The sequence below is a fragment of the Campylobacter concisus genome (assembly GCF_003048375.1).
Taxonomy (GTDB): Bacteria; Campylobacterota; Campylobacteria; order Campylobacterales; family Campylobacteraceae; genus Campylobacter_A; species Campylobacter_A concisus_T.
Genome location: NZ_CP021642.1, coordinates 1,290,943 through 1,305,873, shown reverse-complemented (window position 1 = coordinate 1,305,873; position 14,931 = coordinate 1,290,943). Strand labels below are relative to the sequence as shown.

The following is a 14,931-nucleotide window of genomic DNA, read 5'->3' as shown; positions in this document are numbered from 1 at the left end:
TTTGGAAAAGACATGCAAAAAAAATATAGACCAAATGTAGCAGCTGTCATTTTGTCTAGCTCTTACCCTTTTAAATGCGAAATTTTAGTCGCAAAAAGGGTTGATATGGACGATATCTGGCAGTTTCCTCAAGGTGGCATAGATGAAGGCGAAAGTCCAAAGCAGGCACTAAAAAGGGAGCTTAAAGAGGAGATCGGAACTGATAAATTTGACTTCTTAGAAGAGTATCCTGATTGGCTTAGCTACGACTTTCCAGCAAATGCGTCAAAGAAATTTTACCCATTTGATGGGCAGACGCAAAAGTACTTTTTGGTTAGACTAAAAAACGGTGCGAGCATAAATTTAAAGACTGAGCATCCGGAGTTTAGCGAGTATAAATTTGTAGATATCAACAAGGCTTTAGAGGGGATAAATCACTTCAAAAAGCCTATTTATGACAAAGTTTTGAGTTATTTTAAAGAGAAAGGATATTTTTGATGTTAATCGTTCAAAAATTTGGCGGAACTAGCGTAGGCACGCTTGAGCGCATCGAAGCTGTGGCAAATAGGGTCATAGAGACTAAAAACAGCGGCGCTGACGTGGTTGTGGTAGTTTCTGCGATGAGTGGAGTTACAAATCAATTGGTTGAATATAGTGAGTATTTCTCAAAGCACCCAGATGGCGTTGCTACTGATATGCTTTTAAGCTCTGGAGAGCAAGTAACCACCGCACTTTTGACGATTGCACTTAATGCAAAAGGCTATGCGTGCGTAGGGCTAACTGGGGCAATGGCTGGGATAATAACAGATGAAATTCACACAAAAGCTAGGATAGAAAAGATAGACACCACTAGGCTAAAAGCTGAGCTAAAAGCCGGCAGGATTGTCGTAGTAGCAGGCTTTCAAGGCATAGACGACAAAGGCGATATCACCACTCTTGGCAGGGGCGGAAGCGACCTTAGTGCAGTTGCATTAGCAGGGGCGCTTGAAGCTGATCTGTGTGAAATTTTTACCGACGTTGATGGCGTTTATACGACTGATCCAAGGATAGAAAAAAAGGCAAAAAAGCTAGAAAAGATAAGCTATGACGAGATGCTTGAGCTCGCCTCTGCTGGGGCGAAAGTGCTTCAAAATCGCTCAGTCGAGCTAGCAAAAAAACTAAATGTCAAACTAATCACAAGAAGCAGTTTTAACCACAACGAAGGTACATTAATAGCAAAGGAAGATAATATGGAAGCGGTTTTAGTAAGCGGTATAGCACTAGATAAAAATCAAGCAAGAGTAACTTTAAGAGGCGTAGTCGATAAGCCTGGCATCGCAGCTGAAATTTTCACAGCTCTAGCTCATCAAAATATAAATGTAGATATGATAATTCAAAACGTAGGACACGACGGCACGACAAATTTAGGCTTTACAGTGCCACAAAACGAGCTTGACCTAGCAAAAGAGACTATGCAAAAGCTCTCAGCTGCAAAACATGTCGAGTATGACGATGCGATCGTGAAAGTCTCAGTCATCGGCGTGGGTATGAAGAGCCACAGCGGCGTAGCATGTCTAGCATTTGAGACGCTTGCAAAAGAGGGGATAAATATCCAAATGATCTCAACAAGCGAGATAAAAATTTCAATGATCGTCGATCAAAAATATGGCGAGCTCGCAGTTCGCGTGCTTCACGATGCGTATAAGTTAGATAAATAATGCAAGATTTTATCCAATGGACGCTTGAGACTATAAGAAGCGAAAGATATATGAGCTGGATGGAGGAGAAGCGCGTCGAATGGACGCCTTTGCTCGCATCTAGGCTTAAATTTTTGCTTGATAGCAAGGCTTTTATAGTCATCTGCGACGATGAGCGAGAGTGGTTTGAAAACTATCTTTTAAGAAATATCAACCGCACAAAAAGCGAGCGTCCGTTTTTGCCATTTTTTAGCCTAAGATCGCTCTATCCAGCCTTTGACAGCATCGAGACAAACGAGCAAAAGCAGCTTTTAAAAGATATGCTAAGCCTTGCCTTTCCAAATGGCTACATCTTTTTTTACATCGGCAAAAGCATAGACAAGCGTGCAAATTTAGCCAAGACTGATGAAAACAGCTATATGTGGCTCTTTGATGAGCAGGCGCAAAATAGCTTCACGCTAAGCTCTAGCGATGAAAACTTAGACATCAAACTTCTAAATTTATATAAACTTTTTGACAAGAGCATAGACGCTGTGCTCTTTGCAAAGGTAATACTCTAAATGCTTAATAAAATCGTCATAACAAGCGATTTTGAAAATTTAAAAGCCAAGCTTGAAGCCGAGTTTGGCGTAAATAACTTAAGATTTTTTATGAGCGATGATTTTTTACTAGAAAATGCAAAAGAGGTCATCGCCGAAGCCTACATCGCCGAAAAAGATGAGAAAATTTTAGTCATAGAGGCGAAGTCTTTTCGCACCGAGGCTCAAAACGCACTTTTAAAGATCATCGAAGAGCCCCCAAGAAACATCAAATTTATAATAGTAACGCAGAGTAAAAATTTACTTCTGCCAACGATCAGATCGAGGATGCTTATAGAAAACAAGCTCACCAAAAAGCCAAAAATGAGTGTTGAGCTAAATTTAAAATCGCTTGGCCTAAAAGAGCTAACAAGCTTTATCGATCAAAAGATAGCAGAGGAGCAGGCGCAAAAATTTGGCAAAAACGAGCTAAAAGAGCTTGTGGGCGCTATCGTGACAAAGGCGGTTGATAGTGGGTATAAATTTAGCGGCGAGGAGATGGAGTATTTTTTCTCGCTAATAAAGCTTGCTGATCTAAACGCCAAGTCTCATGCCGTTTTGACGCCACTATTGCTTACTATCTTTGAGAAAGGACGACGTTGAAATTTTATAAGATAAATAACAAAAGCGACTTTGATCAAATTTGCAAGGCCGTCTCGCCAAGTCCGGCTGGCGCGAAGCTCATGCACGAAAAGAGCGAGATAAATTTTATTTTTATTGAGGAGATAAAAACCCCAGCGGCAAATATCCTAAAACAAGACGCCCTAAGTGTCGGCGCCGAGCTAGTGACGCATAATGATACGATTTTAGGCAAAGAGAGTCTAAACAAAGCCTTGCTAATGGCGACAAACGCGCAGCTTAGGCAGTTGGCTAAAAAGGAGAAGCTACAAGACTTTGGGCTTAAAAAGCTTGCAAGTTTTTTAGAGACTAAATTTATAAAGCCAGCAAAGCCTCTTATAATGGGCGTGGCAAATATAAATAGAGATAGTTTTAACGAGCAAAGCCGCATAAATACGCAAAATGGCATAGCTAAAATCGAAGCGATGATAGAAGCAGGTGCTGAATACATCGACCTTGGTGGCGTTAGCTCAAGGCCAGGGAGCGAGTATTGCGGACGCGAGGAGGAGTTTAGGCGCATAAAAGATATCATTGAAGAAATTTACAAGCTAAATTTACACGAAAAGGCGAAATTTAGCCTTGATAGCTTTGATGAGTATTGCTTAGAATTTGCGCTAAACCACGGCTTTAAGATGATAAATGACATCACAGCAAACGCAAATTTAGCCCCGCTTGCTGCAAGATATGATGCCCAGTTTTGCATGATGCACATGCAAGGTGATCCTGCTACCATGCAGATTGCGCCAAAGTATAACGACCTAATTGGCGAAATTTCAGACTTTTTTGAGCAAAAGATTGCCCTAGCTAGGGAGCTTGGCGCTAAAAAGATAGTGCTTGACGTGGGTATTGGCTTTGGTAAGACGGCTGAGCAAAATTTACTGCTTATTAAGCATTTGGAGCATTTTTTGAAATTTGGCTGCCCACTGCTAGTCGGTGCTAGCCGCAAATCAGTCATAAATCATTATTACAAAAGCGAGGTCAAGGAGCGCTTGCCAGGCTCACTTTATCTGCACCTAAAGGCTTACGAAAATGGCGCGCAGATCATAAGGACGCACGATGTGGCCGAGCACAAGCAGCTTTTTAATATGCACGAGGCGATGAGCCAAGCCACGCTTTGGTAGGGCGCAGGGCTAAAAGAGGCTAGATGAGAAATTTATTGCCGCCACCTTGGATCAAATTTCCAAGTATAGATCCATTTTCCATCGGCTGGAGGATGGGCGCTGGCGAGGATTATAGGTTTAAATTTAATGACTGGCTAAAAACACTCAGCCAAGATGAGCAGCGCGAATACCAGCAGCTCTTTTCTGAGCCTGCGACGTGGCGTGGATACTGGGATGAGAGGCTAGGCTTTGATGAGAGTACGCTTTTTATCAAGGGTGATTTTGTTACCGACCTTTGGGAGCGAGAGCCTAGATATGAGTTAAAGTGGCTTAAAAAGCGCTATAACGCTGGCAAGTCGGATAAATTTTTACTATTTTGGGGACATCAAAAGAGTGCAAATTTAAGCGCAAGCTGTCTTAGTCAGTGGTACGGCTCTAGTTTTTGTGAGGATGAAGCTAAATACATTTGCGCTGAGCAATATATGATGGCTAAAAAGGCTCAGTGTTTTGGCGATAAAGAGGCTTTGGGGCAAATTTTATCCGCCAAAGATCCAGCGCAGATGAAGGCACTTGGCAGGCAGGTGCGAGGCTTTGACGCTAAGGTCTGGGACGAGGTCAAATTTGGCGTCGTGCTAAATGCGAGCTATCTAAAATTTAGCCAAAATGCCCTTTTGCGAGACTTTTTACTTCAAACTGGGAGCAAAATTTTAGTTGAGGCTAGCCCGGTTGATAAAATTTGGGGCATAGGTTTGGGCGCAAGCGATGACAATGCGCAAAATCCTATGAAGTGGCGAGGGCAAAATTTGCTTGGCTTTGCGCTGATGAGGGCTAGGGACGAGATAGCAAAGGTCTATAAAAATGTCCATTTATGTGACGCCATAGAGCTAAATTTGGATCATTTATAAAGTATGTTTAAGATAAAATGCGGTGTAAATTTGGAGCAAAAATGACAAAACAAGAGTACGAAAAAGCGGTAGATACGCTAAATGCGTGGGCAAAGGCCTACTACGACGAGGACGAGCCACTTGCAAGTGACGAGGAGTATGACGCGCTATATCACGCGGTGCTTGAATATGAGAGGGCAAATCCCAGTGAAATTTCGCTATTTTCGCCGACTAAGCGAGTGGGCGGAGGCGTAAAAGAGGGCTTTAGCAAGGCAAGCCACATAAAGCGCATGTGGAGCATGGAGGATATCTTTAGTCTTGGCGAGCTTGATGCGTGGCTAAAGCGTGGCGATAAAGAGAATTTGACTTTTGTCGCTGAGCCAAAATTTGACGGAGCGAGCCTAAATTTACTCTATGAAAATGGCGTTTTAGTTAGGGCGATCACAAGAGGCGACGGCGTTACCGGCGAAGATGTGACGCAAAATGCAAGGACGATAAATTCTGTTTTAAAGAGCATTAACTACAAAGGGCTCATTGAAATTCGTGGCGAAGTCGTCATAAGAAAAGATGACTTTGAATTGCTAAACGCAGAGCGCGGAAAAGAGGGCGAGGCGCCACTTTCAAACCCTAGAAATGCAGCAGCTGGAAGCCTTAGACAGCTTGATAGTGCAGTCACTGCAAAAAGAAAGCTACTTTTTATACCTTGGGGCGTGGGCGAGCAGAGCCTTGGGCTAAAAGATCACAGCGAGGTGATGAAATTTGTGCGTGATCTTGGCTTTGAGAGGGATGAATTTTTTAAAATTTTAAAAAAAGATGAGCTTGAGGCCGCCTATAACGAACTTTTGGCAAGCCGTGAGGCAAAGAGCGTGATGATGGATGGCATGGTGGTACGTGTAAATGACCTTGCACGCTGTGAGCAGCTGGGCTACACGGTCAAATTTCCAAAATTTATGGTGGCGTTTAAATTTCCAGCCATTGAAAAGGTGACTAGGCTAAAAGATGTGGCACTTCAAGTTGGCAGAAGCGGCGTAGTAACGCCTGTTGGCGTGCTTGATGAGGTAAATATAGACGGAGCCAATGTAAAATCAGCCACCCTTCACAACTTTGATGAGATCGAGCGCCTTGGCGTCATGAAAAACGACTACATCGGCATCATCCGCTCAGGAGATGTGATACCAAAGATCACAAAGGTTTTTAAAGATAGGCGAGACGGCAGCGAGCAAGCGATAGAGAGGCCTAAATTTTGCCCAGTTTGCGGCTCACACCTGCTTGATGAAGGGGTCTTTGTAAAGTGTCAAAATTTAAGCTGCAGGGCAAGAGTGGTGGGCTCAATAATTCACTACGCATCGAAAAAGTGCCTAAACATAGACGGTCTTGGCGATGCGATCGTAAATTTGCTATTTGACAAGGGGCTGATTGCTTGCATAAAAGACATCTACAGCCTTAAATTTGATGACCTCATGGCGCTTGAGGGCTTTAAAGAGAAAAAGGTAAATAACCTTTTAAATGCCATTGAGGCTAGCAAAGGAGCGGAGCTATCGCGCTTTATCACGGGTCTTGGCTGCGAGCACATCGGCGAGGTGGCGGCAAAGAAGCTTGCAAACAGTTTTGGACTTGGCTGGCTTGATGCTAGCTTTGAAGAGCTAACCTCACTTGAGGGTTTTGGCGCGGAGATGGCAAATAGTTTAATCGACTTTGCCGAGGTAAATAGGGACGAAATTTTAGCACTAAGCCAGATCGTGCAGCCAAGCGTGACGCAGGTGCAGAGCATCTCAAACGCGCTAAGTGGCAAGACGGTCGTTATAACTGGCACGCTAAGTCGCCCAAGAGATGAGATAAAAGCCGAGCTTGAGAGCTTTGGCGCGAAGGTTTCTGGCTCAGTTTCTAAAAAAACGGACTTCGTCTTAGCTGGCGAGGAGGCTGGCAGTAAGCTAGAAAAAGCAAATGAGCTAGGCGTGCTGGTGATCGATGAGAGCGAATATGAGAGGCTAAAACTTGAGGTTTGATAACTACGTCGCAAGCGTTTTAAGCATAAGTAGAAATAAGGCTAGCGAGCTAATAAAATCTGGCAAGGTGCTAGCAAACGGCGAAATTTGCACCAAGGTCTCAAGCGAGGTTAGCGAGGCTAAAATTTCACTACTTGATGAAATTTACGTTGGACGAGGCGCTTTGAAGCTAAAGAGCTTTTTGGAGACGATGAAATTTTACCTAGCTGGCAAAAACGCACTTGATATAGGAAGCTCAACTGGTGGCTTTATGCAAATTTTGCTTGAGCGTGGCGTAAAGGGCGTGACTGGCGTCGATGTGGGCACTGATCAGCTAGATGCTAGTCTAAGAAGCGATGAGCGAGTGAAAATTTATGAGAAAACTGACGTCAGGGAGTTTGCTAAATCGCATCAAAATAAATTTGATCTAATAACCTGCGACGTGAGCTTTATCTCTTTGGCTGAAATTTTGCCTGCTATTTGCGAGCTAGCAAGCAAAAATTCGCTCATCATCACGCTTTTTAAACCGCAGTTTGAAGTGGGCGTTGGCGTAAAACGCAACAAAAAAGGCGTTGTCACCGACGCTAAGGCTGTAAATTTAGCTATGAAGCGCTTTGAAGTGCTAGCAAGCAGCTTGAAATTTGAACTGATAGCCTGCAAAGAGTGCGAAGTCAAGGGAAAGGAAGGAAATGCCGAGTTTTTCTACGCTTTTAACAAAAGATAATATAACTGCCGTCGCGATAGGACATTTTGACGGCGTACACAGGGGGCACAAGCAGCTTTTAAAGCAGCTAGGCGAGTTTGGCGGCCTTGTTGTCATCGACAAAAACAAAGCCAACATCACGCCAAAGCTAAAGCGAGCCGAGTACTCGAGCTACCCATGTTTTTTGTATGATTTTGACGCTATAAAGGGGCTTAGCGGCGAGGAATTTATCGCGCTTTTAAAGCATGATTTTAAAAATTTAAAAAAGATCGTTGTTGGATTTGATTTTAGATTTGGCAGAAATAGGGCTTGGGACAAGTATGATCTGGAGAGAATTTTTGATGGCGAAGTGGTCGTTGTAGACGAGGTTTGCTATGACGGCATGGGCGTGCATAGCTCGGCGATAAGGGAATTTATCAAGCAAGGCAAGATCAAAGAGGCAAACAAACTCTTAGGCAGGGAGTACTCTATCGAAGGCGACGTGATAAAAGGGCAGGGCATCGGCGCAAAAGAGCTGGTTGCGACGCTAAATTTAGAGGTTAAGAGCTATCTTTTGCCGCGCGAGGGCGTCTATGCTACAAGAACGAGAATGGGCTCATACACCTACGGCTCGGTCACTTTTATAGGCACTAGAGTTAGCACGGATGGAAATTTCAGCGTTGAGACGCACATCTTGGACGAGGTCGCGCCAAAAGTGACGAAGCACGTTGCCGTTTGCTTCATAAAACGTTTGCGCGATAATAAGAAATTTAACTCTCTTAGCGAGCTAAAAGAGCAGATAAAGTGCGATATATCAGAGGCTAGAAAGAGTGTAGGTGTCTGCGATCTATACTGCGACGAGACGATAAAGTATTTTGATGGAAGTGGAGCTGGGATATGAGAGATGAGAAGATGAGAGATGAAATTTTTAAAGAGCCCATAAGCAAGCAGTTTGAGTTTGACGACTTTGTGGCGAGCGTTTTTGACGATATGATCTCGCGCTCGGTGCCATTTTACGATGTGAGCTCAAATTTAAACGCAAAGCTACTTGCTAAAATTTTGCCAAAAGAGGCAAGTGTGTGCGACCTTGGCTGCTCAACGGCAAATAGCCTACTTTTGCTAAATAACCTTAGAAACGACCTCGTGCTAAGCGGCGTGGATAACTCTGATGCGATGCTAGCAAACGCTAAAAACAAGGCAAAGGCTTATGGCGCTAGTATAAATTTCATCCTAGCTGACATAACAGAGTGCGAACTAGCAGGCTTTGACGCGGTTTTGGCAAACTATACTTTGCAGTTTATCAGACCGCCAAAAAGAGCAAATTTGGTGCAGAAAATTTATGATGGGCTAAATGAAAATGGAGTTTTTTTGTTTAGTGAAAAGATCATCTTTGATGATAAAAAGCTCACCAAAAGTGTCATAGAAATTTACGAGGACTACAAACAGGCGCAAGGCTACTCACGCTACGAGATCGCCCAAAAAAGAGAGGCACTTGAAAATGTGCTGGTGCCATACACAGAGGAAGAAAATAGAAACTTAGCCCTAAGCGCTGGCTTTAAGCGTGTCGAGAGCACGTTTAAATGGGGAAATTTTATGAGCTTTTTGGCGTTTAAGTAAAATTTAAAAATATCTTCTTGTGTATTTCAAAATAAAATTTAATCACAAATAGTGAATTTAAAATTTAGATTTTTGCTTTGCAATGTCAGCATTTTTGGATAATGAAATTTAACAATAAAGAATTTTAGCGGGATAGCTCCCGCTAAATTTACTCATTTATCGCTGCGTTTCCGTGGTGGTGGAAGTCATCGTAGATGATCTTAGAAGTTTGGAATTTCTCGCGTTTTAGCTCGCGAACTCGTAAAAATTCCTCTTCATCGATCTTTTTGATCTGAATAGCTGCTTTAAATGTCGGAGTCTTACTGATGTAGTCCCAACCGCTGCTTGTTAGCTCGTTGCAAGAGCTCTCCCAGTAGTGGAAAGTCATCTGGATGATGCCATCAGGCACGATGTCTGTTACTTCAGCTTTTACGACGATGTAGCCGTATCTACTCCAAGCTTTGATAAAGTCGCCTTGTTTTAGTCCGTATCTCTCTGCAAGCGCTGGGCTCATCTCAGCGATAGGTCCGATGCTATCTCCGCCTTCTTCGATGGCACGTGAGCGTCTTGTCATGGTGCCAACGGTGTATTGATAAACTTTTCTTGTAGTTAAAAGCTGTATCGGATACTCAGCGTCAGTCTTCTCATCGACTGAACCAGCCATGATAGGATACTCAGGCGACATATTCATCTTCTTAGCAAACTCAAGTTTTGCGCTCTCGATCTCATCAGCTTTATCCACAAATAGGCATGGTACAAAGCGACCTTTGCCATCAGGTGTAAAGAATTTTTTATCAAGATAGAGGCTTTGACCACCCATATCATCTTCAGTTGGGCATGGCCAGTGAAGTCCGTGATATTTTTTAAGTCTATAATAGCTCATGCCGCCGTAGCGTCTAGGGTCGCATTTTCTAACTTCTTCCCAAATCTCTTCTGGTGAGTTGAAGTTAAAGCCCTCAGTTGCGCCCAAACGACGTGCGATCTCGCAAACGATCCACCAGTCTTGTCTAGCATCGCCTGGAGGTGTGATGACAGCTTCGTTATGCTGGACACGGCGCTCTGCGTTTGTGTAAAGACCCTCTTTTTCACTACTTGCAACGCCAGGGAGTACCACGTCAGCTTTTAGTGAAGTCTCAGTTAAAAATAGATCTTGAACCACGTAGAAATCGACATTTGCGATGCCTTTTAAGAAGTGGTTTGTATTTGGCTCAGAGATGACTGGGTTTTCGCCGATAGTCCAGAAGAAATGCACTCTGCCATCAAGGATCGCATCAGGTACTTCAGTTTTATGGATACCTATCTTTGAGTTTAAAAATCCAGGCTCTAGGTGCCACATTTTCTCAAACCAAGCTCTTTGCTCTGGGTCGGTGACTGAGCCAAGATTTGGGAAGATATTTGGTAAAACGCCCATGTCGCAGCAGCCTTGAACGTTCTCTTGACCTCTAAGTGGCAAGTCGCCTGTGCCAAGCTCGCAGATATTGCCAGTTATCAAGAATAAATTTGATACATCACAAACTCCGCCAACGCCGTGGTTGAAGTGAGTTACACCCATGCCGTGAGTGATGACGGCTGGTTTTGTGGTGGCATACATTCTAGCAGCTGCTCTGATATCCTCTGGATTTAGCCTTGTGTATTTAGCTACAACCTCTGGGGCATAGTCTTTTACAGCTTCTTTAACGTATTCGATGCCTATTGTGTGATCTCTTACAAATTCCTCATTTACAAGGCCTTCTTCGATGATAGTGTAAAGAAGTGCGTTGATAACAGGGATGTTGTGCTCAGGCTCTAGCTGCAAGTGGATGTCTGCTCTACTTGCAAACTCAGTCTTAATAGGGTCGATAACGATCAGTTTTGCACCGCGGTTTAGCGCTCTTTGGATGTGCATAGCTGCGATTGGGTGACCATTTTCTGGGTTTGAGCCTATCATTAATATACAGTTACTATAAGTGCCAATCTCTGTAAAGCTATTTGTGGCAGCTCCGTTTCCGATTGTTTTAGCAAGTCCTGCTACTGTCGGAGCGTGTCAAATTCTAGCGCAGTGGTCGACGTTATTTGTACCAATTACAGCGCGCATTAGCTTTTGAGCGACGTAGTTGTCCTCTAATGTACAGCGTGCTGAGAAGTTTCCTGCTAGTGAGTCAGGGCCGTATTTCTCTTTTGCCTCTTTCATCTTTTCTACGACAAGATCAAGCGCCTCGTCCCAGCTGGCCTCTTCAAATTCACCATCCTTTGAAAAGACCCCGTTTTTCTTTCTAATAAGCGGCTTTGTAAGTCTGTCTGGACTTGCAACGTAGTCCCAGCCATAAAAGCCCTTTAAACATAAATTTCCTTGATTGACTGGATTGTCTTCGACGCCAGTAGCGGCACGAACGACGTTGTTTTCCACGTGCAAGGTTACTTGACAGCCTGTCCCGCAATAAGGACAGATGACTTTGCCTTCTTTCATCACTTTCTCCTTCTAATTATGCATTTTCTGCATATTTATTTTGAGTAATATTACTAGCGCGAAACTTAATCTTTTATGAAAAATTCTTTATTTAAAAAATAAATTTTAATTTTAAGTTATATTTTATATAAAATTTAAAAAGCCGAATATATAGGAATTTAAAAAATATGCTAAATTTGCATGAATTTCTAAAATTTATCAAATAAGAAATAAATTGTGTAAATTTGACACAGAAGCTGAAAGATGAAAAATTAAATTTAAATTTAGTTTGAGACAAGCTGTTTCAACTATAAAAATAAAGAAAAATTTTGAAAGTAATAGTGAAATTTAAAAGGAGAGCAGGTCGCTCTCCGTGGGATTATTTATCTCTTAAGCCAAGCTCAGAGATTAGTTTTGAATATGTAGCGTAGTCTTTGTTTTTAAGATACTTTAAAAGTCTTTTTCTTTGACCAACTAGTTTCAAAAGACCTAAACGTGATGAAAAGTCTTTTTTGAAAATTTTAAGGTGTTCTGTAAGTTCAGTTATTCTAGCTGTTAAAAGAGCTATTTGAACTTCTGGAGAGCCTGTATCTCCCTCTTTTCTAGCGAATTTCGCAACTATTTGAGCTTTTTTAGCCGAATCCAAAGCCATGATGACCTCCTGATTGGTGAATTTTGGAAGAGCGATTATAGCATTTAAAACATAAAGTTAGATAAAATTATGCTTTTTAAAAATTAATGAAAAATGCAGTAAAAATTTAATAAAATTAGGGCTATTTAAAGAGTTAAGGAAGATAAATGCTTTTTACAAAGGCAAGCGAATACGCTCTACTTTCGCTTATTTTAATATCTCAAAAATCATCGCCAGTTGATGTTGATACGATCTCAAATGAGCTTAAAATTTCAAAAAGTTTTCTGGCAAAAATTTTACAAAATTTGGCAAAAGATGGAGTTTTGAAGTCATTTAAAGGAGCAAATGGCGGTTTTGCACTAAACGGCGAACCTGAAAATTTAAGTATAAAAAAGATAATCGAATGCGCCGAAAAGCGCGAACTAAGCGTCTTTGAGTGCTCATCTTCAGCGCTTGGTTGCCCGTCAAACAAAGCCTCAAGCTGTCAAATTTGGTCGATGTTTAGCGGCCTTCAAGGCAAGATCGACGAGATGCTTGACGCGATAAAACTAAGTGACATCGTTAAGAAGTAAAGTTGGCAAAGCAAAAAAATAATATCTTGACTCTTGTCGCACCGTTTCTTGCGCCAATTGTCAAATTTAAAAGTCTTAGCATCGTTGGCATCATCGTTGCCATCCTTGCTATCATCATCGTTCCGCTTCCAAGCGCGGTGCTTGACTTTTTCTTGGCACTTTCGATCTCGATTTCAGTGCTTATTATTTTGATATCTATTTACGTGCCAAAGCCAACTGATCTTAGCACGTTTCCAACTCTCATTCTCATCATAACGCTTTTTCGCCTCTCGCTAAACATAGCAACCACGCGTATGATCTTAAGCGAAGGTCACAACGGCCCAGAAGCGGTCAGTGAGATCATCTCAAGCTTTGGAAATTTCGTCGTTGGTGGCAACTTCGTCATCGGCACCATCGTCTTTTGTATCTTGGTACTCATAAATTTCATGGTCGTAACAAAGGGTTCAACCCGCGTGAGTGAGGTGCAAGCACGTTTTACACTTGATGCGATGCCTGGTAAGCAAATGGCGATAGATGCGGATCTAAACGCAGGTTTAATAGACGAAAAAACGGCGCGCGAAAGACGTCAAGCCATCATCGGCGAGGCAAATTTTTATGGCGCGATGGATGGTTCGTCTAAATTTATAAAAGGTGACGCTGTCGCTGGCATCATCATCACTATCATCAACATTATCGGCGGCTTTGCTATCGGCTCGTTTCAACACGGCCTTGATATGGCGACATCAGCTCAGTATTACACGATCCTAACTATCGGTGATGGCCTTGTGAGCCAGATCCCAGGACTTATCACTTCAACAGCAACCGCTATCATCATCACAAGGGCTAGCAAAGACGACGAGGACTTTGCAGAAGGCACGCTAAATCAACTCTTAGGCGATTACAAAACCTTGCTGATAGTAGGCTTCATACTATTTATGTTTGCCCTTGTGCCAGGACTTCCAACCCTATCTCTTGGCTTTATCGCGCTGCTATTTTTGGGGCTTGGCTACATCATCAAGCAGACAAAAGACGGCGGGCTAAATTTAAACCTTGCGCCAAAAGAAAAAACGGCTTCTAAAAAGGCTGGAGCCGCTACGCCAAGTGGGGCAGGGGCAGCAGCTGCGAGTGGTGGGGCTGCTAAGGCACCAAAGAAGAGCGACGAAGAGATCGCAAGAGAAGAAGAGACAAAGATAAATGACATCTTAAAGCTTGAAATTTTAGAGCTTGACCTAGGATATGGCCTGCTAAAGCTAGCTGATGTGGATCTAATAGAGAGAATTCGCGCTATGAGGCGAAATATCGCTTCAAGCCTTGGCTTTTTGATGCCAAAGATAAGGATCCGCGATAACCTCCAGCTACCACCAAACGAGTACCGCTTCAAGCTAAAAGGCATCGTGATCGGCCAGGGCGAAATTTATGCGGATAAATTTCTAGCGATGGATAGTGGATTAGTGAGCGAGGATATTGAGGGGATTCCGACAAAAGAGCCAGCTTTTGGGCTGGATGCTCTTTGGATCGATGCTAGCGTCAAAGAGGACGCCATACTTAGTGGATATACGATAGTTGATCCTGCAAGCGTCATCTCAACGCACATGAGCGAGCTTATCAAACAAAATGCAGCAGAGCTTTTAACTCGCCAAGAGACGCAAAATTTACTAGACAAACTAAAGATTGACTACCCAGTCGTGGTCGAGGATACGCTAAGGATCGCACCTATAAATTTGATCCAAAAGGTCTTAAAAACGCTGCTTAAAGACAATATCCCGATCAAAGACCTACTTAGCATACTGGAAGCCATCAGCGACATCGCCGAGGTCAGTAAAAATTTAGACATGATCATCGAGCACGTGCGTGCAGCGCTTTCGCGTGTCATCACCTCGCTTTATGTAGATGAAAAGGGTCAGCTAAATTTCTACATCCTAGACACCGCCGCGCAGCAAAAGCTGATGGATGCGGTGCAGTATAAAGACGGCGCCTATCACCTGATGATAAACGTGGCGCAGACATCTTCGATCGTGCAGGCGCTAAGGCGCGAAAAAGAGAAGCGACCGATGAGCCAGCACGGAGAGATGGTGCTTTGCGTGGAGCCAAGCTTGCGCAAATTTATAGCAAATATCTGCGCAAATTTTGCCATCGACATAGTGGTGCTAAGCTTTGCTGAGATCTCGGCAAATACGCCATTTGAAACAGTTGGCGTCATAGAAATAGAAAATTTATAAAGGAAAA

The 14,931-nt window shown here is 43.0% G+C and carries 14 protein-coding genes; 12 read left to right on the top strand and 2 right to left on the bottom strand.

Annotated elements, in window-relative coordinates; genetic code table 11:
* Positions 1–12: 12 nt before the first annotated feature.
* The 10 genes from CCS77_RS06535 to cmoA are packed head-to-tail and all read left to right on the top strand — an operon-like array spanning position 13 to position 9,119.
* Positions 13–477, top strand: coding sequence for an RNA pyrophosphohydrolase (locus tag CCS77_RS06535; RefSeq protein WP_103607189.1), 465 nt, complete (start codon positions 13–15; stop codon positions 475–477).
* Positions 477–1,676, top strand: a complete 1,200-nt coding sequence (locus CCS77_RS06530; protein ID WP_002939482.1) for an aspartate kinase — start codon at positions 477–479, stop codon at positions 1,674–1,676. The genes CCS77_RS06535 and CCS77_RS06530 overlap by 1 nt, the downstream gene beginning before the upstream one ends.
* Positions 1,676–2,215 (top strand): HobA family DNA replication regulator, encoded by a 540-nt coding sequence (locus tag CCS77_RS06525; protein WP_103598626.1) that lies wholly within the window; start codon positions 1,676–1,678, stop codon positions 2,213–2,215. Before CCS77_RS06530 ends, CCS77_RS06525 begins: the two co-directional genes overlap by 1 nt.
* A complete protein-coding gene (locus CCS77_RS06520; RefSeq protein ID WP_107916919.1) occupies positions 2,216–2,836 on the top strand; it encodes a DNA polymerase III subunit delta' in 621 nt (206 codons plus the stop codon). It begins immediately after the preceding gene.
* Positions 2,833–3,972 carry a dihydropteroate synthase gene (gene folP, locus CCS77_RS06515; protein WP_103571200.1) on the top strand — a complete coding sequence of 380 codons (1,140 nt, stop codon included), beginning with the start codon at positions 2,833–2,835 and terminating at the stop codon, positions 3,970–3,972. The genes CCS77_RS06520 and folP overlap by 4 nt, the downstream gene beginning before the upstream one ends.
* 23 nt (positions 3,973–3,995) lie before the next feature.
* Positions 3,996–4,856, top strand: a complete 861-nt coding sequence (locus CCS77_RS06510; RefSeq protein ID WP_103571201.1) for an NADAR family protein — start codon at positions 3,996–3,998, stop codon at positions 4,854–4,856.
* Between the two features lie 41 nt (positions 4,857–4,897).
* A complete protein-coding gene (gene ligA, locus CCS77_RS06505) occupies positions 4,898–6,841 on the top strand; it encodes an NAD-dependent DNA ligase LigA (RefSeq protein WP_107916918.1) in 1,944 nt (647 codons plus the stop codon).
* The gene (gene tlyA / locus CCS77_RS06500) at positions 6,831–7,544 is read left to right on the top strand and encodes a 23S rRNA (cytidine-2'-O)-methyltransferase TlyA (RefSeq protein WP_103617642.1); all 714 of its coding nucleotides are present in this window, start codon (positions 6,831–6,833) and stop codon (positions 7,542–7,544) included. Before ligA ends, tlyA begins: the two co-directional genes overlap by 11 nt.
* Positions 7,510–8,403: a bifunctional riboflavin kinase/FAD synthetase gene (locus CCS77_RS06495; protein ID WP_103617641.1), complete on the top strand. Its 894-nt coding sequence runs from the start codon at positions 7,510–7,512 to the stop codon at positions 8,401–8,403. Before tlyA ends, CCS77_RS06495 begins: the two co-directional genes overlap by 35 nt.
* Before the next feature lie 11 nt (positions 8,404–8,414).
* Positions 8,415–9,119: a carboxy-S-adenosyl-L-methionine synthase CmoA gene (gene cmoA, locus CCS77_RS06490; RefSeq protein WP_107917304.1), complete on the top strand. Its 705-nt coding sequence runs from the start codon at positions 8,415–8,417 to the stop codon at positions 9,117–9,119.
* Between the two features lie 148 nt (positions 9,120–9,267).
* Here cmoA and fdhF read toward each other — a convergent pair whose 3' ends face one another.
* Positions 9,268–11,544 carry a formate dehydrogenase subunit alpha gene (gene fdhF / locus CCS77_RS10775; RefSeq protein ID WP_080655749.1) on the bottom strand — a complete coding sequence of 759 codons (2,277 nt, stop codon included), beginning with the start codon at positions 11,542–11,544 and terminating at the stop codon, positions 9,268–9,270.
* Positions 11,545–11,902: 358 nt separating this feature from the next.
* Positions 11,903–12,175 (bottom strand): 30S ribosomal protein S15, encoded by a 273-nt coding sequence (gene rpsO / locus CCS77_RS06475; protein WP_021087762.1) that lies wholly within the window; start codon positions 12,173–12,175, stop codon positions 11,903–11,905.
* Positions 12,176–12,321: 146 nt separating this feature from the next.
* Between rpsO and CCS77_RS06470 the strand changes: the two genes are divergently transcribed.
* Together CCS77_RS06470 and flhA are read left to right on the top strand one after the other, a co-directional pair.
* The gene (locus CCS77_RS06470) at positions 12,322–12,726 is read left to right on the top strand and encodes an Rrf2 family transcriptional regulator (protein WP_004317794.1); all 405 of its coding nucleotides are present in this window, start codon (positions 12,322–12,324) and stop codon (positions 12,724–12,726) included.
* Positions 12,727–12,728: 2 nt separating this feature from the next.
* Complete coding sequence (gene flhA / locus CCS77_RS06465; protein WP_103601767.1) at positions 12,729–14,924, top strand: flagellar biosynthesis protein FlhA; 2,196 nt, start codon at positions 12,729–12,731, stop codon at positions 14,922–14,924.
* The last annotated feature ends 7 nt before the right edge of the window (positions 14,925–14,931 follow it).

Coding starts and splice junctions, on each gene's coding strand:
- ligA (WP_107916918.1), top strand. CDS start 4,898: ATGACAAAACAAGAGTACGAAAAAGCGGTAGATACGCTAAATGCGTGG.
- rpsO (WP_021087762.1), bottom strand. CDS start 12,175: ATGGCTTTGGATTCGGCTAAAAAAGCTCAAATAGTTGCGAAATTCGCT.
- CCS77_RS06510 (WP_103571201.1), top strand. CDS start 3,996: ATGAGAAATTTATTGCCGCCACCTTGGATCAAATTTCCAAGTATAGAT.
- cmoA (WP_107917304.1), top strand. CDS start 8,415: ATGAGAGATGAAATTTTTAAAGAGCCCATAAGCAAGCAGTTTGAGTTT.
- CCS77_RS06525 (WP_103598626.1), top strand. CDS start 1,676: ATGCAAGATTTTATCCAATGGACGCTTGAGACTATAAGAAGCGAAAGA.
- CCS77_RS06530 (WP_002939482.1), top strand. CDS start 477: ATGTTAATCGTTCAAAAATTTGGCGGAACTAGCGTAGGCACGCTTGAG.
- CCS77_RS06520 (WP_107916919.1), top strand. CDS start 2,216: ATGCTTAATAAAATCGTCATAACAAGCGATTTTGAAAATTTAAAAGCC.
- CCS77_RS06470 (WP_004317794.1), top strand. CDS start 12,322: ATGCTTTTTACAAAGGCAAGCGAATACGCTCTACTTTCGCTTATTTTA.
- CCS77_RS06535 (WP_103607189.1), top strand. CDS start 13: ATGCAAAAAAAATATAGACCAAATGTAGCAGCTGTCATTTTGTCTAGC.
- CCS77_RS06495 (WP_103617641.1), top strand. CDS start 7,510: ATGCCGAGTTTTTCTACGCTTTTAACAAAAGATAATATAACTGCCGTC.